Annotated in this window: 23 protein-coding genes and 2 pseudogenes; 12 read left to right on the forward strand and 13 right to left on the reverse strand. The window is 55.1% G+C overall.

Annotation, left to right across the window (positions count from 1 at the left end; translation table 11 throughout):
• The first annotated feature begins 104 nt into the window (after nucleotides 1-104).
• Both E3E27_RS01710 and E3E27_RS01715 read left to right on the forward strand, forming a co-directional pair.
• Nucleotides 105-2,504, forward strand: coding sequence for a heavy metal translocating P-type ATPase (locus tag E3E27_RS01710; RefSeq protein WP_167773229.1), 2,400 nt, complete (start codon nucleotides 105-107; stop codon nucleotides 2,502-2,504).
• A gap of 30 nt (nucleotides 2,505-2,534) precedes the next feature.
• A complete protein-coding gene (locus tag E3E27_RS01715) occupies nucleotides 2,535-2,840 on the forward strand; it encodes a thioredoxin family protein (RefSeq protein WP_167773230.1) in 306 nt (101 codons plus the stop codon).
• Here the strand turns inward: E3E27_RS01715 and E3E27_RS01720 are convergent, their stop codons facing one another.
• Entirely contained in the window at nucleotides 2,841-3,431 is a 591-nt protein-coding gene (locus E3E27_RS01720; protein ID WP_167773690.1) for a SagB/ThcOx family dehydrogenase, read from the reverse strand. It abuts the gene before it with no gap.
• A 142-nt stretch (nucleotides 3,432-3,573) separates the two neighbouring features.
• On the opposite strand from E3E27_RS01720, the gene E3E27_RS01725 reads away from it, so the two are divergent.
• The 3 genes and pseudogenes from E3E27_RS01725 to E3E27_RS10685 form a co-directional block, all read left to right on the forward strand.
• Nucleotides 3,574-6,042 (forward strand): hypothetical protein, encoded by a 2,469-nt coding sequence (locus E3E27_RS01725; protein ID WP_240910638.1) that lies wholly within the window; start codon nucleotides 3,574-3,576, stop codon nucleotides 6,040-6,042.
• Between the two features lie 103 nt (nucleotides 6,043-6,145).
• A pseudogene (locus E3E27_RS01730) lies at nucleotides 6,146-6,358 on the forward strand (ATP-binding cassette domain-containing protein); the annotation flags it as partial.
• Between the two features lie 20 nt (nucleotides 6,359-6,378).
• Nucleotides 6,379-6,554 (forward strand): annotated as a pseudogene (locus E3E27_RS10685) (ABC transporter permease); the annotation flags it as partial.
• A 710-nt stretch (nucleotides 6,555-7,264) separates the two neighbouring features.
• On the opposite strand, the gene E3E27_RS01740 reads toward E3E27_RS10685, so the two are convergent.
• The 10 genes from E3E27_RS01740 to E3E27_RS01785 form a co-directional block, all read right to left on the reverse strand.
• Nucleotides 7,265-8,857, reverse strand: coding sequence for a hypothetical protein (locus E3E27_RS01740; protein WP_240910639.1), 1,593 nt, complete (start codon nucleotides 8,855-8,857; stop codon nucleotides 7,265-7,267).
• 169 nt (nucleotides 8,858-9,026) lie between these two features.
• Nucleotides 9,027-9,674 (reverse strand): peroxiredoxin, encoded by a 648-nt coding sequence (locus E3E27_RS01745; protein WP_014789688.1) that lies wholly within the window; start codon nucleotides 9,672-9,674, stop codon nucleotides 9,027-9,029.
• A gap of 224 nt (nucleotides 9,675-9,898) precedes the next feature.
• Complete coding sequence (locus tag E3E27_RS01750) at nucleotides 9,899-11,809, reverse strand: molybdopterin-dependent oxidoreductase (protein WP_167773693.1); 1,911 nt, start codon at nucleotides 11,807-11,809, stop codon at nucleotides 9,899-9,901.
• Nucleotides 11,810-11,814: 5 nt separating this feature from the next.
• Nucleotides 11,815-12,384 (reverse strand): hypothetical protein, encoded by a 570-nt coding sequence (locus tag E3E27_RS01755; protein ID WP_167773231.1) that lies wholly within the window; start codon nucleotides 12,382-12,384, stop codon nucleotides 11,815-11,817.
• Nucleotides 12,385-12,413: 29 nt separating this feature from the next.
• Complete coding sequence (locus E3E27_RS01760) at nucleotides 12,414-13,163, reverse strand: DNA polymerase sliding clamp (protein ID WP_167773232.1); 750 nt, start codon at nucleotides 13,161-13,163, stop codon at nucleotides 12,414-12,416.
• A 2-nt stretch (nucleotides 13,164-13,165) separates the two neighbouring features.
• Nucleotides 13,166-13,336 (reverse strand): hypothetical protein, encoded by a 171-nt coding sequence (locus E3E27_RS01765; RefSeq protein ID WP_014789692.1) that lies wholly within the window; start codon nucleotides 13,334-13,336, stop codon nucleotides 13,166-13,168.
• Nucleotides 13,333-13,665 (reverse strand): transcription factor S, encoded by a 333-nt coding sequence (locus E3E27_RS01770; protein WP_014789693.1) that lies wholly within the window; start codon nucleotides 13,663-13,665, stop codon nucleotides 13,333-13,335. The genes E3E27_RS01765 and E3E27_RS01770 overlap by 4 nt, the downstream gene beginning before the upstream one ends.
• Before the next feature lie 61 nt (nucleotides 13,666-13,726).
• Nucleotides 13,727-14,164, reverse strand: a complete 438-nt coding sequence (locus E3E27_RS01775) for an immunoglobulin-like domain-containing protein (RefSeq protein ID WP_167773233.1) — start codon at nucleotides 14,162-14,164, stop codon at nucleotides 13,727-13,729.
• A gap of 84 nt (nucleotides 14,165-14,248) precedes the next feature.
• Nucleotides 14,249-15,538: a serine hydroxymethyltransferase gene (gene glyA / locus E3E27_RS01780; RefSeq protein ID WP_167773234.1), complete on the reverse strand. Its 1,290-nt coding sequence runs from the start codon at nucleotides 15,536-15,538 to the stop codon at nucleotides 14,249-14,251.
• A 129-nt stretch (nucleotides 15,539-15,667) separates the two neighbouring features.
• On the reverse strand, nucleotides 15,668-16,864 hold the full coding sequence (locus E3E27_RS01785) for an aromatic amino acid transport family protein (protein WP_167773235.1): 1,197 nt from the start codon (nucleotides 16,862-16,864) through the stop codon (nucleotides 15,668-15,670).
• A 146-nt stretch (nucleotides 16,865-17,010) separates the two neighbouring features.
• Here E3E27_RS01785 and cobB point away from each other — a divergent pair, with 146 nt between their 5' ends.
• The 6 genes from cobB to E3E27_RS01815 are packed head-to-tail and all read left to right on the forward strand — an operon-like array spanning nucleotide 17,011 to nucleotide 20,556.
• Nucleotides 17,011-17,766, forward strand: a complete 756-nt coding sequence (gene cobB, locus E3E27_RS01790) for an NAD-dependent protein deacetylase (RefSeq protein WP_167773236.1) — start codon at nucleotides 17,011-17,013, stop codon at nucleotides 17,764-17,766.
• Nucleotides 17,763-18,173 carry a DUF3783 domain-containing protein gene (locus tag E3E27_RS01795; RefSeq protein WP_167773237.1) on the forward strand — a complete coding sequence of 137 codons (411 nt, stop codon included), beginning with the start codon at nucleotides 17,763-17,765 and terminating at the stop codon, nucleotides 18,171-18,173. The genes cobB and E3E27_RS01795 overlap by 4 nt, the downstream gene beginning before the upstream one ends.
• A 34-nt stretch (nucleotides 18,174-18,207) precedes the next feature.
• On the forward strand, nucleotides 18,208-18,936 hold the full coding sequence (locus E3E27_RS01800) for a TIGR02253 family HAD-type hydrolase (RefSeq protein WP_014789699.1): 729 nt from the start codon (nucleotides 18,208-18,210) through the stop codon (nucleotides 18,934-18,936).
• Complete coding sequence (locus E3E27_RS01805; RefSeq protein WP_014789700.1) at nucleotides 18,893-19,474, forward strand: ASCH domain-containing protein; 582 nt, start codon at nucleotides 18,893-18,895, stop codon at nucleotides 19,472-19,474. The genes E3E27_RS01800 and E3E27_RS01805 overlap by 44 nt, the downstream gene beginning before the upstream one ends.
• A 48-nt stretch (nucleotides 19,475-19,522) precedes the next feature.
• Nucleotides 19,523-20,098 carry a phosphatase PAP2 family protein gene (locus E3E27_RS01810; RefSeq protein ID WP_014789701.1) on the forward strand — a complete coding sequence of 192 codons (576 nt, stop codon included), beginning with the start codon at nucleotides 19,523-19,525 and terminating at the stop codon, nucleotides 20,096-20,098.
• On the forward strand, nucleotides 20,095-20,556 hold the full coding sequence (locus tag E3E27_RS01815) for a COG2426 family protein (RefSeq protein ID WP_167773238.1): 462 nt from the start codon (nucleotides 20,095-20,097) through the stop codon (nucleotides 20,554-20,556). The genes E3E27_RS01810 and E3E27_RS01815 overlap by 4 nt, the downstream gene beginning before the upstream one ends.
• 8 nt (nucleotides 20,557-20,564) lie before the next feature.
• Here the strand turns inward: E3E27_RS01815 and E3E27_RS01820 are convergent, their stop codons facing one another.
• Nucleotides 20,565-21,845: an MFS transporter gene (locus E3E27_RS01820; protein WP_167773239.1), complete on the reverse strand. Its 1,281-nt coding sequence runs from the start codon at nucleotides 21,843-21,845 to the stop codon at nucleotides 20,565-20,567.
• Nucleotides 21,846-22,051: 206 nt separating this feature from the next.
• Here E3E27_RS01820 and E3E27_RS01825 point away from each other — a divergent pair, with 206 nt between their 5' ends.
• Entirely contained in the window at nucleotides 22,052-23,242 is a 1,191-nt protein-coding gene (locus E3E27_RS01825) for an MFS transporter (RefSeq protein WP_167773240.1), read from the forward strand.
• A gap of 41 nt (nucleotides 23,243-23,283) precedes the next feature.
• Here E3E27_RS01825 and E3E27_RS01830 read toward each other — a convergent pair whose 3' ends face one another.
• Entirely contained in the window at nucleotides 23,284-24,606 is a 1,323-nt protein-coding gene (locus E3E27_RS01830; RefSeq protein ID WP_167773694.1) for a TldD/PmbA family protein, read from the reverse strand.
• Nucleotides 24,607-24,611: the final 5 nt, after the last annotated feature.

A 24,611-nucleotide genomic window follows, 5' to 3' on the forward strand; every position in this document is an offset into this window, starting at 1 on the left:
CAAATCTAATCTTCGAACTATAAAAATTCTCCGCCTCTACTTTTCAGATTGTAAAAAATAATCCCCATAAGCTGGCATGCATAGTAAGTAACAGGGTGAGAAAAATGGAGCTTGTGCTCAAGGTAAATGGTATGACCTGCGCAATGTGTGTTAAAACCATAGAGACTGCCCTGATGGAGCTTCCAGGGGTGAAGGAGGCAACTGCAAACCTGAATTCAGAGAGCGTCCACGTTAAATTCGATGAGTCAGAAGTCGGGCTTAACAGGATTATAACTACCATCGAAGATCTGGGATATGAGGTGATCAGGGAGAGAAGGGATGCTGTAATAAAGATAGGCGGGATGACCTGCGCAATGTGTGTTAAGACGATAGAGGAGGCGTTGAAAGACCTTCCCGGTGTTTTGGAGGCGAGCGTAAACCTTGGCACTGAAACTGCGAGGGTAAGCTACGATCCAAGCCTCGTGACCATTGAAGACATCAGGAAGACCATCGAGGACGTGGGCTACCAGTTCATAGGGGTTGAGGGGGAGGAGACCCGCGATCTCGAGAGAGAACTAAGGGAGAGGCACCTTCGCGACATGAAGAGAAAGCTCGCCGTCGCGTGGGGTATTGGAATAGCCCTCTTCGCCTCTATGCAGGCCGAGCGCTTCGGCTTTGAAATCCCGTACCTCATGCCCCTCCAGTTCATTCTATCCACCATCGCGATAGTCTACGCTGGAAGAGGGATATTCGGTAAGGCATATGCCTCCCTGAGACATAAGAGTCTTAACATGGAGGTCATGTACTCCCTCGGCATAGGTTCGGCCTACCTGGCGAGCGTCCTCGCAACGGTAGAGGTCATTCCGGAGGACTTCAACTTCTACGAGGCCAGCGTCCTGCTGATGGCCTTCCTTCTGCTTGGCAGGTACCTTGAAACGAGGGCCAAGGGAAGAACCAGCGAGGCCATCAAAAAGCTCATGGGTCTTCAGGCGAAGAAGGCAACAGTGCTAAGGAACGGCGAGGAGATTGAGGTTCCGATAAGTGAGGTCAGGGTCGGGGACGTCGTGATAGTGAAGCCCGGTGAGAGGATTCCCGTCGATGGTATTGTGCTCGAGGGCGAGAGCTACGTTGACGAGTCAATGATAACTGGCGAACCCGTTCCCAACCTCAAGAAACCCGGGGATGAGGTTATCGGGGGCACCATAAACAAGAACTCCGTGCTCAGGATAGAGGCGAGGCGCGTCGGAAGAGACACCGTTCTGGCCCAGATAATTAGACTCGTGGAAGAAGCTCAGAATACAAAGCCGCCGATACAGAGGCTGGCGGATACAATAGTTGCATACTTCATACCCACGGTTCTCACTATAGCACTCCTGTCCTTTGCATACTGGTACTTTGTAGCGGGCGAACCCCTGCTTTTTGCCTTTACAACCCTCCTCAGCGTCCTCGTTATAGCCTGCCCCTGTGCCTTCGGCCTTGCAACACCAACAGCATTGACGGTTGGAATGGGCAAAGGTGCAGAGATGGGAATACTCATCAAGAACGGTGAAGTGCTTGAGATAGCAAGGAAGGCGACGGTTGTGCTCTTCGACAAGACAGGAACGCTCACAAAGGGGAAGCCCGAGGTTACTGATGTTATATCCTTTGGCATGGATGAGAAGGAGCTCATAAAGCTCGTTGCCTCGGCGGAGAAGCGCTCTGAACACCCGCTTGGAGATGCTATCGTGAGGAAGGCCCAGGAACTCGGCCTTGAGCTTGAGGAGCCGGGGGAGTTCGAGGCAATAACCGGCAAAGGTGTTAGAGCAGTCGTGGATGGAAGGGAGATCTTGGCAGGCAACAGGAAGCTCATGGTGGAGAACGGTTACTCTGTGAATGAGGTTGAGGAAACACTCCACAGACTTGAGGACGAGGCGAAGACTGCCATAACCGTCGCCATAGACGGCAGAATAGTGGGAGTAATAGGCATAGCCGACACGATAAAGGAAGGAGCAAAAGAAGCCATCGAGGAGCTCCACAGGATGGGCAAGAAGGTCGGCATGATAACCGGTGACAACAGGAGAACTGCAAACGCGATAGCAAGGCGGCTCAAGGTAGACCACGTCCTCGCCGAGGTTCTGCCCGGGGACAAGGCGGATGAGGTCAAAAAGCTCCAGGAGAAGGGTGAAGTCGTTATCTTCGTTGGCGACGGAATAAACGACGCTCCGGCCCTGGCACAGGCGGACGTTGGGATCGCTGTCGGCAACGCGACGGACATAGCGATGGAGAGCGGGGACATGGTTCTCATAAAGAACGACCCAAGGGACGTGGTCAAGGCAATAAAGCTGAGCCAGAAGACGCTGGCGAAGATAAAGCAGAACATCTTCTGGGCAATGTTCTACAACACGATGCTGATTCCCTTCGCGGCGGGGCTTGCCTTCGTGCTATTCGGCGTGGAGTTCCAGCCGGAGTGGGCGGCCGGAGCGATGAGCATAAGCAGCGTCAGCGTCGTCACAAACTCGCTCCTGCTCAAGAGGGCTAGGATCTGACAACCATTTTTATTTCCCGGAGGTGCGGATATGATAGTCGAATACGACGGAAAGTTTGAGTTTGAGTCTGGAAAAACCGTCCTGTGGTTTTCCATTCCGGGCTGTCCGCCTTGCAGGATAGTCGAAAGCTTCATGGTGGATCTCGGCAGGGAATTTCCCGAGATAAAGATCGTTCACATCAACGCCGAGGAATGGAACGACCTTGTGAACCGCTTCGATGTCCTCAACGTCCCGACGCTGATTTACCTTAAGGACGGAAAAGAGGCTGGGAGGCAGAACCTCATAAGGAGAAAGGAGGAGGTTCTCATAAGGTTTGAGGAGCTCAGGAGGCTCTGACTACTCTCCGGGGACGCCAAGGGGGAAGACGTAGAGCGGTTCTCCGGGCACGTTCATTGCCCTTTTTACCTCCTCATCCCTGAAGGCACCAACCACAACGGTGCCGAGGCCGAGGGCCGTTGCCTGAAGGTAAATGTTCTGACCCATGTGGCCGGCATCGATGTGGACGTACCTTATTCCCCTCTCGCCGTACCGCCTCGTGGTTCTCTCGTAGTGGGTGACGATGACTACGTTCACCGGCGCGGTGGCAACGCACCGCTGGTTTAGGCAGGCTTCCGCGAGAGTCTTTCCGAAGTGTCCCCTTTTGATCAGCTCCAGCGAATGGTCCTCCTCGTGGTAGTGGTATATGCCCGGGGCCAGGCCGTGGACGTTCTCTGCAACCACGTAAACCTCGAATGGATAGCAGGCGCCTGCACTCGGATAGGTCCTCCTCCCCCACCTGTTAATCCCGTATGCCGCCCAAAGGATCTGTGAAACCTCCTCAAGGGTCAGCGGCTCGTCGGTGTAGAGTCTTACACTCTTCCTAAGGTCTATCGCCTCTTCGAGGCTTATCTCCCCCCTGCGCTTTGGGGCCGGAAGGGCAATCCTCATTTCTACCACCGCAACTTCTGATGCCTTTTTCATACATTAGGCTTTTGGTGGTCTTTGTTGGTACAGGTAAACTTACTTTGGTCCCAGGATTGACAAAAGTTGAATAAAAACCCATATAAACTTCAAAATCCAAAGGTCTTAAATGCGGGATGGTGAGAATATGTCCGCCAGCAGGAAAGCCTTTCTCTGGGTGCTCCTTCTGGTGATATTTTCCCTGCCGATTGCGTCCTCTTCGAAGGTTGCCGTGTGGCACGCGGGGGGCTCAATACTCCACCCGAGACTCTCTCCGGATGGGCTTTATTTCACTGATTACAGCGGTAGAATTGGCCTGAAAACCAACGAAACGCACTTCATATTCTGGAGGCTCCCTTTTCCTCCAAACGGCATGTCCGTGAGCGATAGGGTCTACATTTCGGCAGACTTGGGCCCGCCGGCAGTTCTCGATCCGGGCAAAAACGTCCTCTACATCTGGGACTACGGAAGGGTTTCGTTCATCCACGTCTTTGCCGTGAAGGGAAGCGCCTATTACGCTGGAAGCGTGAACGAAAGCGGCGGGATAGGCTTTCTTGAAGGGAACCTCCTCACTTTCTACGACCTTTCTTCCGCCGGAATAGTGAAGGTCTACGACACTTATGCAACCACCGAGGGGGTATACTTTACCGCCGAGCTAAAGGAGAGGCCCCACGGGACCATCGGCCTTCTTCACCCGAAAAATGGGACCTTCCTCCTGTGGATGTTTCCGGCCAACTACTCGAAGCTCATACCCGATGGTATCGTCCTTGCCCACGACGGCTTTCTCTACGCGGCTGTAATGGACGGTGAAGCGGTGGGGCTGGTGCGGTTCTCCTCTGAAAACGGCAGCTTCTTCTTCTTGGAGCTCGGTGAGAGGCCCCTACACGTGAAGGCTTTTGGAAATAAACTCCTCCTGATGGATTCAATGGGTTTTCTGACCCTGATAAACGCTTCAAGCGTAGTGTGGACGTTCGAGGCCGTTCTGAAGCCTGAAGAGTATACCTTCGACGAGAAGTTCCTTGGACCTCCCACCCGCACCGAGAACCTCACCCGGGAGGAGCTGGAAATAGCTCCGGAATACGTGGACGTTCGCAGGGAAGACCTTGACGGAATCGCCTTCTATGAAATCGACATCACCCATGATTTTGGCGGTGGTTACGTTGGCTCGGGAGGTGTGCTGGTTCTAGTGGAGGAACTTCGGCCAAAAGTTCATATTCTTTACGAAAACGGTACCGTGATGGCATGGGTAACTCCGGAGGAACTGTTCACCGGCCCGGTTTTTCTTTACGTCAACGAGAAGCTTGTGAGGTGGGGGAACAGGATAACATGGAACGCAACCTTTCTTGAGGGGAGATACAACCTCACCGCGGTCTACTTCGATGGTGAGGATGTTTACCTGAACACAACTACCGTCGTGAGTGATTTAAGGCCTGAAGTTCTCTGGAGCCGGTCGGTAAAGGTTGATGGCGGAACGGTCATCTATGGGATGGTCAGCGTTCCGGGGGCGCCTGTAAACGTGTCCGGAAAAACAGTGTGGACAGACGGCAGGGGCTACTTCTCATTCTTCGTTGAAAACACCTCCGAAACAGGAACACCGGCCGTGGAAGGGGAAGGATCAGTCCCCTGGGGGGCCGCGTTGCTGATACTTGCCCTTCCGCTCGGGGCGGCTGGTGTGATGCTCCTCCTGAGAAAGGAGAGAAAGGGCTATGCGATGGTGGCAATTGCCCTGATCCTGCTCGCACTTTACCTCACGGCTCCGACGCCGCCCGAGGGTTCCGAGGGAGAAAAACCACTCCGCCTGTCGCTGACGGTTGTCACGCCTCCCGGATTTTACGCCGCCAACGTGACTGTTGTTCTTGACGGGGAGGAGGCTGGAAAAACCGACAAAAGGGGCAGGATTGAGATTCCCGTTGATTACGGGCTTCACGAAGTTAGGCTTCAATCCGGGGGCGTCGAGACCAGGTTTGAGATAGCCATGGCGGAGGACAGGGACATGACTGTCCCCTTCTTCCCCGGGGTGAACGCACTCCTCCGCAACGGTCCCGGTTACTCGGGCTTTTCGGCATCGATTGGAAGCGCCGCTCTTACCTCCATGCACCCTGGAACCTATCCCGTCGGACCCATGTCAAAGGCCTCCTCCGAGATTCAGGATGAAAACTTCCAGCAGTGCGACCTCTGCAGGCTTAAGGCAGCAATGGTGGGCGTTGTTGAGGGCGAATCCTGCAGGCTATGCTGTCTGGAGAGCAAGGACTTTGGACCGGCCGTCGTCTTCAACTACTACTTCCACCTCGTCTGGGCGGCGATAGAGCGCTTCGATTGCCCTCTCCCCTGGCCCCCGCTTCCGGAAACGAACTCGGTTGTTGGCGATGGCGGAGTAAACAGCTACGCGGATGGCCTTAGGGATAGTCTCCCTACGCCCGGATGGGGGGATATACATTCCTGCCTCTCCCCCCTGGATGGCATTGACCCCGGTGATCCCGGCACCATCTGCAGTGCCCTCGAATGCGCCGATGTGGACTTCAACTGTGAGTGCTACATGAGCTGTCTCTTCGGGCCGTTTGAGATGTGGAATGCCTTCATTGAGTGCGCGGGAAGCTGAGGCTTTCATTTTTCTCTTCAAGCCCTGCCCTTAGCCGGAAGGAGGTCGGTCTACTGTGATGGATACCATAACTATGGACGCGTGGTCTTCAGCCGGTGAAAGCATGCCCGTCATAGAGGTTGAGAACGTTAAGAAGTACTACGGTGAAACGCGCGGCGTTGAGAACCTGAGCTTTGAGGTTGAGGAGGGGGAAATCTACGGGTTCCTCGGTCCTAACGGGGCTGGGAAGACCACGACTGTCAAGATTCTTGTGAAGATAATAAAGGACTATCATGGGACTATGAAGGTCTTCGGGAAAGACCTGCGCGAATGGGGGAAGGACTACTACGGAAAAATTGGTGTTTCCCCTCAACGGACTGGAGCAAGCTCACGCCTTTCTCCCGACGTACTGGCGGTACAGAGTCTTCGAGGGCATAGCCCTAAACGACTACAGCGATTTCCCGATGGCGGTGCTCGTGCATCTGGCCTGGCTGGTCCCGCTGGTGGTACTCTTCAGGAGAAGGGTACTTTGAGGCCCAGGGAGCGTTCATGTTCACTTGTTTACTTCGGTTTTTGATTTAAACAGCCAGCAAAACTACTGCTGGAATAACGGAATACTACGGGAAAGTCATATAAAGAGAATACTGCCAAGGGTTAGACGGGGAACTTCCAGAGCATTGTTGTTATCGATCAGTGCTGGGGGGAGGGGTATGCAGACATTTAAGAGAAAATTATCGAACTTCTGATTCTCACTATCTTTTTTTCAGGTCTGATCACACTTGCCTATTCCCAGGAACCAAAGCAATGTCCCTCTAATGGCACGTGGATAGATCCGCACGGTTTTACAGCAACGTGCAACGTTCCCGACTGTTATGAAGCAATGGGAAGAATCAGCAAATGGATTTCATTAACTTTGGTGGTGTTGATCGCTTATCTCGCGGGGCTTGGGGCAAAGAGCGGACTCAATGCGAACAAAGCACTGTTTCGGATTGGGATATACCTGACTTTCATAAGCGTCGTATTTGCATCGGAACTTTCAAAGGTGCCTGAAGGGAGCTGTCTGACATTGAAGCCGGTGGCCTACGCAATGGCGATGACGGGTTCCTTCCTTGTGGTTTGGTTCCGTGGAGCGTAAGAAGAGAAACGAAATTGGGGGAAGAAGCTCACTCGAGCTTCTTGTGGCAGAACCACTTTTGTACGAAGCATTTTGAACATTATGGGAAAAAGGAGAAATAAATGGGAATCATTGTCTTCCCAAATTGTTGGAAGTTGGACATATTCCTGTTCTTGGATCGCATGGGGGCAAGCTTCCGTTGCTGTGGATATAGATGTTTCCGTACATACCCGCCAGACTGTACTCGTTACCGTTGTATTGGAACTTAACTTTACTTGAATAGAACGTTCCGTCCACGTACTGGTTCTTATACTCCTCTTTTAGCTGCAAGTCAAGGTGGATCAGCGAGAACTGTGTGCTGTCCGTATTGAACCCCACTCCTATTGCCATCACAAAGGGTGCAATTTCAAGGTTGTTGTAGCTGAGAGTTCCAAGTGCCACCGCTGATGCCGAGAAGAGGGGAACTGTATCGGTTGAGGACACAAAATTTATGTCGGATTTGACTAATCCTCCCTGACCCTTTTCGTAAGTCGATGGTTCCCAGTACTCATGGACAAACCACATTGTTTTTCTTATTACACCACCATACTGACTCGGCCAGCCGCTCTCTACGAATCCTTGGAGAGTCATATCTCCTTCGTCTGGCTTTCCAAGAATTACATATGCAACGTCATCAAGCTTTTGGTAAACAAGACCGTCCCACCAGTAGAGTCTGTATTTTGCCAGTATGACAGTGCCTCTAATTCCCGCTCCTATCACAGAGGGGCTGGCAATTCTTGATCCCCAGATCCGGACGTATGATTCGGGAATATTCAGGTATCTTGTATTAGTCGTGTGTGAGAACCCTATTATCTCCGCTTCCATGGAAGAAGCACTACCTCCCCTTTCTACAGCGGCAGCGGCAGAAAAGACAAGTTCTAGACTTTGAGTAGTTTTTTGTTTGTACGTTGCTGTAATAGTGACCGCGTTTATCGCATTGGTATCTCCAGTAACTTGGAACGCGGCGAGTGGTATGACCGTGTTAGACTTTGAGACTAGGACCTGCTCTAATTTCCATACAAGGCAGACCTGGTAGCAGGATCCCGTCCATGGATCACACTTCCAATAGCACTGGTCATGGTCAAAGTTTGGTGGCCAGTTTTCGGTGGTTGCTGGAATGTCCTTGCTCTTAATCTTTTGAGGTTTTATGGATTTGAGCTTATCCTCTATCCGGGCTCTGTTGTAAAGGGTTTTGGAGCTTCCTCTGGGTAGTTTTACCTGAATGCTCCTCTTGTCGAGCACTTTTTTCACATTGATTGGTACCGCTTTTATAAAGTATCTCACGTTATCGTTTTCATCTCTGAGGGTACCTACAAGTAGCAGAGAAGGAGATACCGCGCCGGGCTCAAGCTTGGCGTCCTTCAGGTGGGAGGCCCAGAGTTTCATTGCTTTGGTGAGCTGGCCGTAGTTTATTCTTATCTTATCCTGCCCTGAGAAGATCCCGAGCTCCATCAGAGAGCCGTTGGGGAGCAAAAGGGACGCTGTAACTATTCCATATCCCTTCTCTGGAAGCCCAATCTCAAAGCTGGGGCCGAATATGAAGCTCCGCTTGTATTCAACTTTTGCTCCAAGATACTCCCTGGAGTCTATGGGGATGTTGTACACTGCTGCCCCTGAGACAGCACCTCCCAATAGTAGAACTATGGACAGCAATACGAAAAGTTTTTTCATGACACCGCCCAAATATTTCTATTGACAGAAGTTTTTATAAATTTTTCATGTTGTGCCGAACTAAAATTGTTTCAGTTTAAATGGCATAACCTTTATTAATTGTAAACAGCTACAAAGACACATTTAAACGTGACGGAATAGAATCCAAAACAGAGAACAGAAAACGAAGGGCAAAAGCCCTTCAAATCTTCTTGTGGCAGAACCACCAGTCGTAGCACTCGATCTCGCCCTTGGCCTTGGCCTCTTCCCTGGCCTTGATCTCCTCAACGCTGGCCGCGGGCGGAACGATGGCGCGGTCGCCGATGAGCTCGTTGTTGGGCCACTTGTGCGGCAGGGCAACGCCCTTCTCGTCGCTGGTCTTGAGGGCCTTGACGAGCCTGAGTATCTCGTCCCAGTCCCTGCCGACCTCGGCCGGGTAGTAGACGATGGCCCTTATGACGCCCTTGTCGTCGACGACGAAGACCGCCCTCGCTGTAATGGTGGCGCCGCTCGGGATCATGCCGAGGGCCTCGGCGAGGTCACCGCGGTCGTCCGCTATGACCGGGAAGGTTATCTCCTCTCCGAGGTTCTCCTTTATCCACTCCATCCACTTGAGGTGGCTGAAGACCTGATCAACGCTGAGCCCGATGGGCTCGACGCCGAGCTTCCTGAACTCCTCAACGCGCTTCTGCATCGCGTAGAACTCGGTGGTGCAGACCGGGGTGAAGTCAGCCGGGTGGCTGAAGAGTATGAACCACTTGCCCTTCTCGGCGAAGTAGTCCGGGAGCTTTATCACTCCGTGGGTGGTCTTGACCTCAACCTCTGGGAACTTTTCTCCTATGACGACCATCTTACATCACCTCTTCCTTTTTGTGTGTCGTCTTCACTATAAACCTCATCGGTTCGAATATATAAACCTTTCGGTTCGTCTAACGGGCAATTTTTTGTCGAATATCCATACAGCTTAAGAGGCCCGCGTTAGGACTGCAAAGAATGCCCTTCATTGGTTGTCACTCTGAAAAACAGACCTAACAGCATTTGTCAAAAATCTCGAAGAAAAAATCTATTTTTGCCTCAAACCTTCCTGACATCGACCCAGGTTGAATGATACGCCGAGCCGTTTCCGTACTTTTCTACGGTGTCATCGGCCGTCAGGAAATTGGCGTTCCAGCCGAGAAGCTTTACCCAGAATGCTTTGTAGAGCAGGACCACCTTTGGTGGAACGTCCCCGCTGAGCCTTGCCGTCGTTTTTATCCTGCCGTAGTCGTTGAAGACCTCGACAGTGTCACCGTCGCCTATTCCCCTCTCCTTTGCGTCGGCCGGGTTGATGTAGAGGTTCGGGTCAATCATGTTGTAGGTGTTGTGGTACTGGCTCGTTATCGTCATTCGGTAGGTTGGCGTGAGAAGCCTGAGCGGATACTTTCCTTCGAACTTCCTGTACTCGGGGAAGGGGTTTAAGCCCCTCTCCATCGCTCTCTGGGAGTAGAACTCGATCTTCCCGCTCGGTGTTTTCCACTTCCTCGGCCTCTCTGGAACTTTGACGAAACCCTTAGCCTTCAGCTCCTCCCAGCTCAGGCCGTTAATTTCGAGGACTTTTCTAATGACTTCCTCGTCGCTCTCATACAGGTAGGGATTTTTAATGTCCAGCGCCCTCGCCAGAAGCCTCGTCACCTCGCTGTTGCTCTTCCCGTGAAGCCTCGCAACCGGTTCATTTAGGGCCACGTAGCGGTGGTAGTAGCTGTCCGCTATATCGAGGCGCTCGAAGAACGTGTTTGCCGGAAGAACGACGTCGGAGTAGAGGGCCGTGTCAGTCAAGAATATATCATGCGTAACCACGAAGACGTCGTTCTCCATCAAGGCCCTTCTCAGCCTGTTCTGGTTCGGCAGGCTCGTGAGGGGGTTGGAGTTGTAGACGTAGAGGAACTTAATCTCTCCCCGCTCGATGTACTCGGCCAGCTTCATCTGGGGGATTCTCCTGGCGGGTTTCGTTCTGAGGAATTTTCCTTCAGCGTAGCTTTTGTCTATCGTCTTCATGTCGTAGATGAAGCCAAAGCGGTGACCGACCAGGGCTGGAAGGAGGGCTATCGCCCTCACGGCCTCTCCTCCAGCCAGGGAGCGCTGGAAGCCGTAGCCGATGTGAATTACGCCCCTCTTCTCGGCAAATTCCCTCGCGAAGGTCTCGATCGTTTCAACGTCCAGTCCCGTTTCTCTGCTTACATAATCAAGCGATAGTGTTTTTACATAATCATTGAGTTCTTCAAAGCCGTAAACGTTCTCGTGGACGAAGGCTTTGTCGTAAAGCCCCTCCTCGATGATGACCTTCGCAACCGCGAGGGCAAAGAGAACATCTGTGTCTGGCTTTATTTGATAAAACCTGTGTGAGCGCCTGGCGGTTTCGGTTCTCACAACATCGACCGTCCAGATTTCAAGTCCGTGCCGCTTCGCCAGCATAAAGCCGTGCAGGTTCGTCCAGAAGGCGTTTATCCCCCAGTAAACGATTAGCCTCTGGTTTTTGAGTTCCTCCGGGTCGAGCCCAACGGCGGTTCCATAGACGTCCTTAAGTGCTTCTTGCCCAGCTCTATCGCAGATTCCATAGTCGAGGGTCGAGGCGTTCAGGTAGTGGAAGAGCCTGAGCGGGAAGGCGTAGTTAACAACGCCCCTATCGCCAGCGTACTGGTAAACGAGAACGCTCTCGCTTCCGTGTTCACCTAGGGTCTCCCTTAACTTTTCCGCCACCAGTTTTATGGCTTCCTCCCAGCCAACCTCTCTAAACTCTCCGCTCCCGCGCTCCCCGGTTCTGATGAGCGGAACTTTGAGCCTGTCCTCCGCGTGAAACCATTTGGGGAGAAGCGCGCCCTTGGGGCAGAGGAAGCCGGCCGTTACGGGGTGCTCCGGGTTGCCCCTAACCATGAGCCTACCGTCCCTCAGCTCGCTCACCATCGAACAGGTGTCGTAGCAGTCCCGCATGCAGGCAGAGAAGGGCATCTTCATCACGGGGCGATTTTTATCCTCTCCGCCGCGTCCCTCTCGACGAGAACCCTGCCGATGCTCCTGGGGAGCACCACCAGGTCGCCGGCCTTGAAGGGACCGTGCTCCCGCATCTCGGGGTCGAGTATTCTGGGCAGGTCGAGCTTGATGATGTAGGCCTCACCTGGAACCCTCTTCTGCGGAAGCCCACGTTCCGCCGTCTCAACCGGAACCTCTGCCTGTCCCTCCGGAACCTCCCCCGGCACCTCCTCGCGCTCGACGAAGGCCCTGAGAACCGCGAACACCTTCCGCTCTTCGGACGTCAGCTCGCCAGGGATTCCCTCGACCGCCAGATCAACGATTTTATGGAGCCTGATTTTGATAATCTCGCGCATCAGCTCCTCGGCGATTTTGAGCTGGGCCAAGTAAAGCTTCTCCTCTATGTCTTCACCTCTCTCCCTGGAGCTCTCGGCGCTTAGCTTGAGGGCCTTTATCAGGCTGTCGAACTCGCGGTAGAACTCCTCGTCCAGCTCCGTGAGGTCCGGAGATGAAAGCTCGGCCTCCAGCAGTTCCCTGAGCTTGACGATGTCCATGCCACCACCTCAGAGAAAAGGAAAAGAAATCAGTCCTCGACGCGCGGAGCGAGGAGGAATATCAGCCTGCCCTCGTCCCTTATCGGGTACTCCATCTGGAGGGGCATCTCGTTGCCGAAGCGGATTATAACCTCATCGGCTTTGCCGATGCCCTTTATCATGTCCGCAAGGTAGCTGATTCCGTAGGCGCTCTTGGTTTCCTCCTCAACCTCAAGGTCGAGCAAGCCTTCGTCCTCAAGGGTGAGCTTAATCTCGACCTCGTTGGTTTCGCCCTCGGCCTTCATAACGAACTCGTTCTCGGTGGCTATGAACTTTATGGCATCGCTGACGAGGGAAGCGTCCTTGACGGCCTCCTTGAGAACCTCTCCGAGGACGACGACCTTGGCGGTGAAGGGAAGCTCCGGAAGGTCGAGCTCGAGCTCCTCAACCTCGATAAGCGGGAGCTTGAAGGTTCTCTTTGCCGTTCCCTCGAAGGTAATCTCAAGGAAGTTCTCGTCGCCCTTCCTGAGAATGAGCGTGTCCTTGTTCTTGCCACGCTTGAGTATCTTCTTGAAGTGGTCCATGTTGATTCCTATAGTTTCCTCTTCCTCCACCTCGTACTTGGAGAAGATGCTCTCCGGGAGATTTAGGTCGATGAGAACGACCCTGCTCGGGTCCATCGCGCGCATGCTTATACCTTCCTCGGTTATCTTGAAAGCCGCCTCGTCGATAAGGTTGCTCGCGGTGGCTATAAGATCGGCAAAGTCCTTGGCACCGTCAAAAACTATCTCGAACGGCATCTTTACCCCTCCTTTAATATGTTGAGCATCAGCCTAACCCTCTCTTTTCCGCGGAATAAATAAGCTTTTCCGTTGTCGGTGTCGGGTATCCTTCTGTAGGCCTCCTCAAGTTCCTTCAGGGCCTTTTCCGCGAGCTTCCTGAGGGTCTCACGCTCAAGCTCCTTCCCGCTCACTCGTAGGCCCTCCAGACGTGGCCGCACTTGGTGCACTTGTAGAATATCGTGCTCGGCTCGTCCCCGGCCCTCGTCTGCATCTCCCACCAGTAGGCCGTGTCGTTGCCGCACTTCGGGCAGGTGACCTTGGTCGTCGGCAGGGTCTTGACGTCCTGCTCGACCACTATGATTCCCTCGTCGGGTTTGTGCTCGACCTTCTGGGTTATTCTGGTCTTCTCCCGGTCCTTCTGCTCGTCAAAGGGTTCCTCGTGGCCACACGAGCGGCAGACCCAGACCTTCCTCTTCCTGTCAGGGAGCATTAAGTTGCCGCACTTCGGACAGAACTTCATCTTTCTCCCCCCTTTAGCCGGGGGTTGGGTATGTGGGAGGAGAATAAAAAGTTTTGCCAGGTCAGCCGGAGACGACGTCGAACTCAGCCCCGGCCTTGACGGTCACGTTTTCCAATATGACCGTCTTGACTACCCTGTAATGACCCGGTTCGAGGCCCAGGTCCGAGAGCTTGACCCGCTGCTCCCACTTCTCTCCGGGCTTTATCACGACAGCCACTTCGATGAACATCAAATCGACCGGGACTTCCTTCCACTCGTCGTTCTCCAGGCGGTAGAGGCTGAAGTGGTAGCTCGTGGTGGCGTTAGTGTTGGCGTTGTTGATGACCGTGAGGGTCATCACGTCGCTGGGGGTGTAGCTGCTCTTGTCGAGCTTCAGAACGATTCCTTCACCGTTCGGGAGGTTTTGCGCTCCATCACTCCCGCTTTCACCGCTCGAGGCTATGTAGTACCCGAGGGGAATCAGCAGGACTACCAGCAGGACCGGGAGAACCTTCCTCACACGGCATCACCTGGAAAAGGTACGCTGAGGAGCTTTTAACGGTTGCCAACGCTTCAAGCGGAGTTGAAGTGAGAAAAGAAAAGATCACTCCCTGAGCGGGAGCCCGTAGTCGAAGGAGTAGTAGACCTTCTGGAAGTTCTGCCTGAAGTAGAAGACGTCGCGCTCGACCTTCTTCGGATCTTCCCTGTCGATGAGGACGCGCTTGATGAAGTGCGCTATCTCCTTCATGTCGTCCTCCATCATTCCGACCCTCGTCATCTCCTGGACACCTATGCGCAGGCCGCTCGGCTTCTCGACCTTCTCAAGCGGGTCCCAGGGCAGGAGGTTCTTGTTGAGGATTATGCCGGCCTCCTCAAGGAGTGGCGCCGCCCAGCCCCCAGCGGCCTCGTGGAGGTCGCTGACGTCAACGATGACCTGGTGGCTCTCGGTGTAGCCCTTGTCCTCACCGATGACCTTGAAGCCCTCCTCAGCCAGGGCCTCGGCCAGGGCCTTGGCGTTCTTGACGACCTGGGCCGCGTACTTCTCACCGTACTCTAGCATCTCGGCCGCGGTGAGGGTCTTTCCGGCCATGTGGTGGAGGTGGTGGTTGCTGAGCACTCCCGGGAAGATGGCCCACTGGAGCTTGGCTATCTCCTCGGTCTCTCCAAAGCGCCTGTAGATGATGACACCGCCCTGCGGTCCCGGGAAGGTCTTGTGGGTGGAGGCGGTGATTATGTCAGCGCCCTCGCGGAGCGGGTCCTGGAACTGCTTGCCGGCTATGAGGCCAAGAACGTGGGCACCGTCGTACATGACGTAGGCTCCAACCTCCTTCGCAACCGGCGCGAGCTCCTTGACCGGGTGCGGGAACGGGAAGAGCGAGCCGCCGAAGACGACTATCTTGGGCTCGAGCTCGCGTATGAGCTTCTCGGCCTTGTCAACGTCGATGTTGAACTCCTCGTTGTCGAAGGGCCAGGTGTGGACCTCAAGGCCGCGCATTCCGGCGGCACCGAAGGGCATGTGGCTTATATGGCCTCCATGGCTGGTGTGAAGAACTATTGCCTTGTCTCCCGGCTGGGTGAGGCCGAAGAAGACCGCCTGGTTGGCGTTGGTTCCGGAAATCGGCCTGAGATCGGCGAAGTCGCTTCCGAAGAGCTTGGTGAAGAGCTCAACACCAATCAGCTCGACCTCGTCAATGTACTTGCACCCCTGGTAGTAGCGGGCCTTCGGCCAGCCCTCGGCGTACTTGTGCATGAAGCCGCTCGCGACCGCCCTGGTGACGGTCGGAGAAGTTACGTTCTCGCTCGCGATGAGGTTTATCGTGTGGCTCCTCCAGTTCTCGTGCTCCTCAATAAAGTTCAAAACCCTGTCGCGGTATGCTCTGTATCCTTCAGCCATGGGAAACACCTCGATGGGGATTTGAGCGCTGGAAATATAAATCTTACCGCATTTGTTCACGTGTACAGAAATGGGCAGCACAGTGACGGAGAGGGAACGGTGGTGGACCCTTTTGAAAAAGGAGAGGGCTCAGCGGCGGAGCTTCGCCGCGAGCCACATCAGTATCGGCAGCACTATGAACGCCAGCATGTCGCCGGTGTCCCCTGCAAAAGCTAAAACGTCGGCGAAGTTCCTGACACCTGCGAGGTACACTGCGGCAGGGGGAATCACCGTCAAAGCCCACGCGGCTTTTCTGTTCAGCTTCACGAACTCCTCGGTGTTGCTCTGCTGTGCGAGGGCTATGCCTATGTAGCTCGTGGTTATCGCGAGGAGCGGTATGAGGTTTCCGATCACCCTCCCGAGGTGACCGTAGAGCAGCTCAAGCCCCTGGGTCGCTATCTCTGGGGTTTCCCTCCCGAAGACCAGCAGGAACGCCGCCATGAAGACCGCGTATATTGCGGTTGGAATCAGGAAGGCCAGCACGAGCACCTTCTTCGTTTCCTCGTAGCTCCCCAGCTCCTTGTAGACGTCCGGAATTATCGTGTGGCAGCCGAGGGCGAAGATGGCGACGCCCGTTATGCTGAGCAGTCCCCCGAGGTCTGTGTAGAGGCCGTTCTCAAGCTCGGCGTGGGGAACGAGCATCAGGGTGACCCCTATGAAGAGGGCGAGCATGATGTAGCTCATTATCAGCTCCGTCCTTCCGCTCGCCTCGAGGCCGCGGTAGACAACGAAGGAAGCGAGGACCCAGAACACCGCCGCGCCGATGGTGTCGCTGACTCCAAAGAGGCTCGCGAAGACACTCCCCATTCCCGCTATGTAAGCTAAAATCGCCCCGAAGCTCATTATGAAGATGCTCAAGTACATTAGCCAACCGCCGGCCTTTCCAAGGGTTCTCTGGGCTATCGTGCTCATCTGGGCCCCGTTCATCTCGGCACTGAACCTTAACACTATGAAAGCCGTCGCTAGCATGAGGAGCATAACGCCGGTCAGCACGCCGAGGGCCGGGACGAGGCCGACCTTGCTGGCGGCGTAGGGGAGGCCAAGAACGCCGGCACCTATCTGCGTCCCGACCAGTATTGCCAGGGCTTCGTTCTTTGAGATTCTGGCCTTCTCGACCCTTATCGTTGTCGTTCTCAGCGCGACCGCGCACTTCCTCTTCCTCATGAGCTGTATGAGCGCGGCCTTTCTGCGGAGCTTTTTCCTCCTCGCCAGGGCCTGCCTCTCGGCGTAGTAGCGGCCGTGTGATGTGGTGACCTTTTTACGCGGAACCCCATCGCTCACGGGCATTTTTTCCTCACCGCTCAATGTTCCGATGAATACAATTTAAACCCTCGCACGAAAATGTGAAGGTAATTTCAAAGATTATTCGGCCGGCAACGCAAGGCACCAAAGCCCTGGGCAGGATTTTTAAGGAGCGCCGAGTAGATTCAACCATGATAGAGGAGGCGGCAAAACTTCTCGCCCGTTCGAGGTTCGCCATAGCCTTCACCGGGGCCGGAATAAGCGCGGAAAGCGGGGTGCCGACCTTCAGAGGCTTCAACGGGCTATGGAAAAAGCATCGCCCGGAGGAGCTGGCAACGCCAGAGGCCTTTGAGAAGGACCCTCACCTCGTCTGGGAGTTCTACAGGTGGAGAATGAACCTGATAAGGAAAGCCAGACCGAACAGCGCCCACCACGCCTTAGCGGAGCTTGAGGAGATAGGGATTCTGAAGGCCGTCATCACCCAGAACGTCGATGACCTCCACAGGGAGGCCGGAACCAAAAACCTCATCGAGCTCCACGGCAACATATTCCGCGTTAGGTGCACCTCCTGCTCCTACCGCGAGAACCTGAAGGAGAGTGGGAGACTGGAGGAGTTCCTGGCCGAGAAGGAACTCCCGAGATGCCCGCGCTGCGGCTCTCTCCTGAGGCCCGACGTCGTGTGGTTCGGCGAGCCGCTCCCAAGAAAGGCGCTTGACGAAGCTTTCAAGCTCGCGGAGAGGGCTGATCTTGTTCTCGTCATAGGGACGAGCGGGGTGGTTTACCCTGCCGCCTACGTTCCTCAGATAGTCAAGGAGACAGGGGGGAAGGTCATCGAAATCAACCCCGAGGAGAGCGGGATAACGCCGATTGCAGACGTCTTCCTGCGCTGTCCTGCCGGACAGGCTATGGAAAAGCTCATGCCAAGGATAAAGGAGCTGGTAAGATGAAGGGGAAGGTACTTTTGGTGGGCTTCGGCCCTGATGAAGTCGGCCTGCTGAGAGATTCCCTTCCGGTTCCGGTCTTTGAGGTTCCCGAGTACTGCCGCGACTGGGTGGTGGGTGAGATAGTTGAAAAGGCCGAGAAGCTGAGCGGCTCCTGCTACTGGCACCTCATGAGGTTCCTCATAATGCACGGCCTCGACAACGAAACGCTGAAGGAGGTAATCCGATCCGTTAAGTCCCTCAACCTCGGGAGGGTCATCTTCGCCACCACGACGGAAACTTCGCTCACCTGGAAGCTGGAGGACCTGCTCAACGAGCTTTTGGCTGAGGACGAGTACTTCAGGGCCATGAGGTGGGCCAGAAGGGAGGCCAGGGGGAGGAAAGGGCCTTTCCTCGACTTGGAGAAGGGTTAAATAGTGCCCCCTCCAATCACAGGGGGGTGAGGGAATGATAAGGGTCGTGTTCTTCGACCTGGACGACACGCTCGTGGACACGAGCAGACTGGCGGAGATGGCGAGGCGGAACGCGATAGAGAACATGATACGCCACGGTCTTCCCGTTGATTTCGACACGGCTTACGGCGAGCTCCTCGAGCTGATAAGCGAGTACGGGAGCAACTTTAACAGGCACTTCGACTACCTCCTCAGGCGCCTCGACCTTCCCAGCAACCCCAAGTGGGTAGCCGCTGGAGTAATAGCCTACCACAACACCAAGTTCGCCTACCTGCGGACTGTGAAGGGCGTCAGGAGGGTTCTGCTGGAGCTTCAGAAGTCTGGCTACAGGCTGGGCATAATAACCGACGGCGACCCCATAAAGCAGTGGGAAAAGATCCTCCGCCTCGAGCTCGATGCCTACTTCGACGAGGTGTTCATATCCGACTACCTCGGCGTCAAGAAGCCCCACAGAAAGATATTCGAGAAGGCCCTGAAGAAGATGGGAGTCGAACCCGATGAGGCCGTGATGGTCGGCGACAGGCTCTACTCCGACATCTACGGGGCGAAGCAGGTGGGAATGAACACAGTTTGGTTCCGCTACGGGAAGCGCGCTGATAAGGAGCTTGAGTACATCGACTACGCGGACTTTACCATCGACAGCCTCGAGGAAGTGCCCAGAATAGTGAGGGGACTGAGCGATGAGGGGGAAGAGCGTTCAGATTCGGAAGTTCATGCTGATTGACAGCTCATACAAGTCGAGGATCCTCCGCGGCGACAAGGTGACCACGATACGCTACGGCGACTACGAGGCGAAGCCGGGGAGCGAGATCTACCTCGTGATAACGCCGAGCGACACCGCCATAGCCAAGGTGAGGATAACGAAGGTCGAGAAAAAGAAAGTTAAGGAACTCACCAACGAAGATGCCAAGCTCGACGGCTTCTCCGATGTCAGGGAACTCGTCAGGGAGCTGAACAAAATCTACGGCGAGCTCCACGGCGACGACGAGGTCACTGTGATAGGCTTCGAGGTGGTCAAGCGCTTTGATGACGGGATTCCTCTGAAGTGGCTCAAGGGTCTCAACTACCGCGAGCCGGCTGAGATAGCGCGCCTTTACCTCGAAAACAGGGAAAAGCTCAACCTCAACCGCGAGACCGACTTCATAATGCGCAGGATTTACAACGAGGGCCTCGGGAGGGCCGTTAGAACGTTCGGGCCGAAGAGGGTTCAGGGAGCGCTCCTCAAGACCTACCACGCGCTCTACGCGGCGGGGGTAATCTGAGTCAGTGAGAGAAAAGCTTTTTTACGGCTTCATCTTTCTTTAAACGCTATGAAGGGGGTTAAGTTCGACGCCAGATTCACCGCGCTCACGGTAGGGGTCCTTGTCGTTCTGGTTCTCCAGGCGGCCGGTTTACTCTACGGAATCAACGAACGGGTCAACTCAAGTCTTCCCCTCATCGACACCCCCCTGATGAACTTTCTAACCGCCTTCGGAGGGGACCTCTTTCTCTTCTCCTTCGCCGCCCTCGTGCTCTATCTCGACTGGAGGGAGAAAGGGAGGCCCTCCCTGAAAACGGCCTCGTTTCTCTTGTCCATCGTTGTTGGCCTCGCCGCCGTTGGCGCTCTCAAGCTCGTCTTCGCCGAGCCGAGGCCCATCGCCTACGGCTCTGGCGTGGGAAGCTACGCCTTTCCCTCCGGCCACACCTTTAGAGCCGCGATCATAGCGGCCTACGGCTCGGATCGCTGGAGGAAGTACGCCCCCCTGTTCTGGGCCTATGCTGTCGGGATAGCCCTCACCAGGCTCCTCCTCCACGTCCACTGGTTGGGCGACGTTCTCTTCAGCCTGCTTTTCGCCCCCTGGCTCTACCTCCTGCTGAAATCACTCCTCGGAGGGAGGTTTGAATGAACGGTTTCCTTGAGGTCTTCCTGCTCTCGCTGATTCCAACCTTTGAGGGGCGCTATGCCATAGTCTATGGCATCGGCATGGGCTATCCCCCCTGGGAAACGCTTTTGGCCGCTTCCCTCGGCGTTCTGCTCCTCTCGCTCGTCCTCCCCGCTCTGCTCCCCTACATAGACAGGCTGATGCTCTGGCTTGAAGGAACATTTCTCCGGAAAATAGCCCACCTCTACCTCTACTACGTCGAGCGGGTCAGGAAGAAGGCCCACCCCTACGTGGAGAAGTGGGGCTTCATCGGGCTGACTCTCTTCGTCGCGATACCCCTCCCGGGGACGGGCATATGGACGGGGGCTTTGGCCGCTTACCTGCTCGGGATAGAGAAGAGACAGACGGTTCCGGCGTTGATCCTCGGCGGGCTTTTGAGCATGGCGATAACGCTCCTCCCAGCGCTGGGGCTATTTGGGTAAAAGGAAAGTCATGAAAGCTCCTTCCCCATGGTTTCCTCTCCCAGTGCCAGAACGTCGAGCGCCCCTGCTATTGCCATGGCCGCAATGATGAGAACCGCCATCGCCGCCCCACTGGCTTCCATCACCTTCCCTGCCAGTATCGGGGCTATTCCGCCGCCTATCCTCGCCATCGCCCCGGCCCAGCCTGTTCCGGTGCCCCTGACGGCTGTTGGGTAAAGCTCCGGCGTGTAGGCGTATATCGCACCCCAAGCGCCGAGGTTGAAGAAGCTGAAGGCTATAGCGCTCGCGATTATCGCTGTTTCATTGCCGGAGTTCGCCGCGAAGTAGAAGCCGACGCCGGCTATTCCTGAAAGCAGCAGGTAGTAGGATAGGGTTTTCTTCCTCCCAATCCGTTCGAGAAGGTAAGCGGCACTCCAGTAGCCGGGCAGCTGAGCTATCGCCGTGATGATGAAGTACTGGAAGCTCTTGAAGACTGTGATTCCAAGCGTAGCGGAGAGGAACCTCGGGAGCCAGATGAAGAAGCCGTAGTAGGCGAACGCTATGCTGAACCAGGCTATCGTAAGCATGAGGGTTGTTCTTCCGTACTTCCTCCAGAGGTTTCCGACCGAGATTCTCTTTCCTTCCTCTGGCCTCTCAAGTTTAACCTTCACCCCGAATATCTCCCTGATGGTATCCTCGGCCTCTTTAACCCTTCCCTTGATGAGCAGGTAGCGGGGCGACTCCGGGAGGGTGAAGAGCAGGGGCAAGAGCAGTATTACCGCGCCGCCGAAGAGCAGTATGCTCCTCCAGTCGGCCCCGACGAGAATGGCCACGACGCCGATTATTATCGTGCCTATCGCCCAGAAGCTCTCCAAGATGGAGATCATGGCACCCCTTACCGACTTCGGCATGAACTCGGCGAAGTACGAGCTTGCAACCGGCAGGGAGCCGCCGAGACCGAGGCCGACGATGAAGCGCAGGGCTATGAGCTGATCCAGGTTTCCTGAGAAGGAGCTGACTATCGAGCCGATAGAGAAAGTGGCAACTGCAAGGGTAAGCGTCTTCTTCCGTCCAATCCTGTCCGCGAGGTAGCCGAAGAGCCACGCGCCGAAGAGCATGCCGAAGAGGGCCGCCGAGCCGAGAGAGCCGAGCTTTGCCAAACTGCCCTGAAAGGCCGGGTCGTTCTTGAGGAGTGCTATGACGAAGCCTGCTGAGATTGTGTTCACCGCTATGAACGCCCAAACCGTCCCGAGGATAGCCAAAAGCGTGTAGTGGAACTTATTCAACCTGGAGTTCTCGATGACCTCCACTCCTCACCACCCGCTTTCATTTGAATGAAGAAGTTTTTAAGCGTTTTCTCGGCCATTCCGTCTTGTTACGCAGATTTGGGCAATCTCCCGGAGGTTCTGGAAAGTAACGTGACTCTGTGTTCTCCGACGCCGGGTGTTATGCCCGTTGCGTCATTCAAAAACCTTAAATCTTTCCAACGACCAACTTTCCATCCCCGGGTGGTGAAATGGAATGGCTTGGACGCTTTAAGCTCCTCTTCGCCCTGACCTACGCCGGATTTCTGGGCAACATAGCCGTTATATACTACCTTTCACGGGGCCTGAGCTACGGCGAGATAGGTCTCGCGACGGCCGTTGCCGGGCTGGGTTTCTTTCTGTTTGAGGTTCCAACGGGGGTTATCGGGGACAAGGTGAGCAGAAAAACCAGCGTGCTGATTGGTTTCATTATAATGCCGCTTTCAACGTCCCTTCTTCTCTTTCTGAGAAGCTTCTGGGTTCTCCTGCTCCATGAACTCCTAGGAACCCTCGGGGCGTCCTTTGTCAGCGGGAGCATTCAGGCGTGGCTCTTTGACAACCTCAGGGCTGAGGGCGTGGAAGGGCAGTTCAGGGAGATATGGCGCTCAATCCAAAAGCTTGCCCTGATAGTCAGCTCTGCCACAACCGTTGCCGGGGGCTTCATCGCCCAGTTCTTTGGCTTCGAGGTGGCCATAGCCCTTACGGCCGTCCTTCAGGTGTTCCTGATTCCCCTCGCCTTTAGCATACCCGAGATGGGCTTTTCCAAACCCGAACTTTCCTACACCCTCCACCTTCTGAGCTCGTGGCGTGAACTCAGGAAGCCGGAAATCGCGTGGCTCATCGCCTACCTCCTCTCGGTCACGCTCGCCCTCGGGCAGTTCAGGAAGTTCTTCGAGCCCTACCTGGGAGACATCTTGGCAGCTTACCTTGGCACGACGATAATGGGGACTCTCGGAATACTCGGACTCGTCGAGGTGCTCGTTAGAACAGTCCCCCGGTACATGGGGGTCGCCCTCCGCGGGAGGGCCGGCCGCCTCCTTCACGGACTTGCCCCCGTTGGCATACCCCTGGCGACCGTTCTCTCGGTTCTTTACCCCAATCCCCTGATTATAGTCCTCCTTGGAGTTGCCGCATCGCTCCTAGCCTCTGCGTTTACCTTCAACTTCTCGGTCGAATTCCAGAAGAGGGTTTCGAGCGAGAAGAGGGCGACGGTGATATCACTGAGGAACATGGTTCTCGCCCTTGCAACTTCTGCGTTCTATGTGGTTTATGGCTTTGCAACGGACTCCCTCGGCCTTTCAAGGGCGAGACTTCTCTTCGCGCTGGGTTTTCTCGTTGTTGGAGGTTTGTTCAAGTTTCTGAGCGCTGGCCCCCTCAGGGGTTACCTGAGGTTTGAGGTATGACTCAAGCTTAACAGGTAAAAAAGAGGCATAGAAAGAAAGACTCACTTCGTCGCCCTCGTTATGCCGACGTCTTCAACGAGAACGTAGGGCGTCGAAACCGGCGTCCTGACCTCCCACCAGTGGACGTGGTGGCTCTCCTTTCCGAGGGCCTTGATTCCTTCAAGGATCCTCTGGAGGTTGTCGCTCACGCGGATGTTCCTTATCGGCCTCAGCTCGCCGTTCTCAATGAGGAAGATGCCGTCCCTCGGGATAGTGGAAAAGTCCCCGGTTACGTAGTTCTGGAAGCGGGTGTACCAGACGTTGGTGATGTATATGCCCCTTTTAACCTCGCTGAAGAGTTCGGCCTTCGAGTAGTCCCCCGGCTCAAGGACGATGTTCCAGGCGTGGGGCATTATCAAGCCTGCGTTGGCAGTAGTTTCCGTTCCGTACTTCCTCGCCAGGCTCGTGTTGAGCAGGAAAGTCTTGAAGGTTCCGTTCTCGATTATCGTCGTTTCCCTCGTAGGCACTCCTTCGTCGTCGAACTTCCTGGTTCCGTAGCCGTTGGGCAGGTTTCCGACGTCTTTAATGGTGACTATTTCGCTCGCCACCCTCTGGCCGAGCTTGTTCACGAGGAAGGAGAAGCCGGCCTCTGCGGCGTAAGCCGAGGTCATGAAGCTCATGTAGCTCAGGAGGTTTGCAAAGGCCAGCGGGTCAAAGATGACGTCGAACCTTCCCTCCGGTCCCTGGACGGGGTCTCTGGCCATGTGAGCTATCTCCCCCGCCTTTCTGCCCGCGCTCTCGGGATCAAATCTCTTGAGGACGCGAGCCGAGTTCGTCCCGTGGCCGCTCTCAAGATCGCCCACGAAAGCCCTAACGCTTATCTCTATCCCCGTGCCCTCGTCGAAAGCTTCCACTCCGTTGCTCGTGGTCAGGTAAACCCTGTCATGGTCGGTGTAGAGAACACCGGCGACGCGTTTGGCCCCTTCGCTCAGGGCGGTGTTTATGGCGGTTTCAACGTAGTCGTTCGGCTCGTCCAGCTCGACTATGGCCCTATCGAAGGTCTCAGGGATGTTCCTGTACTCAAAGGGGCCCTCGGCGATGCCGTAGTAGTCCTCCTTCGGGGCCATTCCCTTCATGTTTGCCAGCAGGGTTTTCAAAGTCCGCTCTATGTTCTCTTCGCTCAGCTCGGTTATGGTGGTGCTCGCTATTCTCTTCTCAAGCTCAACGAAGAGCTCCACCTTCCTCTCGTGCCAGTTCTTGGCGACGGTTATCTCGTTGTTGGCGAAGCGCACCTGCCTGCGGTCGGTCTCATAACCCAGAACCACGACGTCACCGAAGCCCAGCTCCTCCGCCTTCTTCAGTATGAACTCGTTAAGCTCAAACATCTCCA

Source organism: Thermococcus sp. MV11 (genome assembly GCF_012027285.1).
Classification (GTDB): Archaea; Methanobacteriota_B; Thermococci; order Thermococcales; family Thermococcaceae; genus Thermococcus; species Thermococcus cleftensis.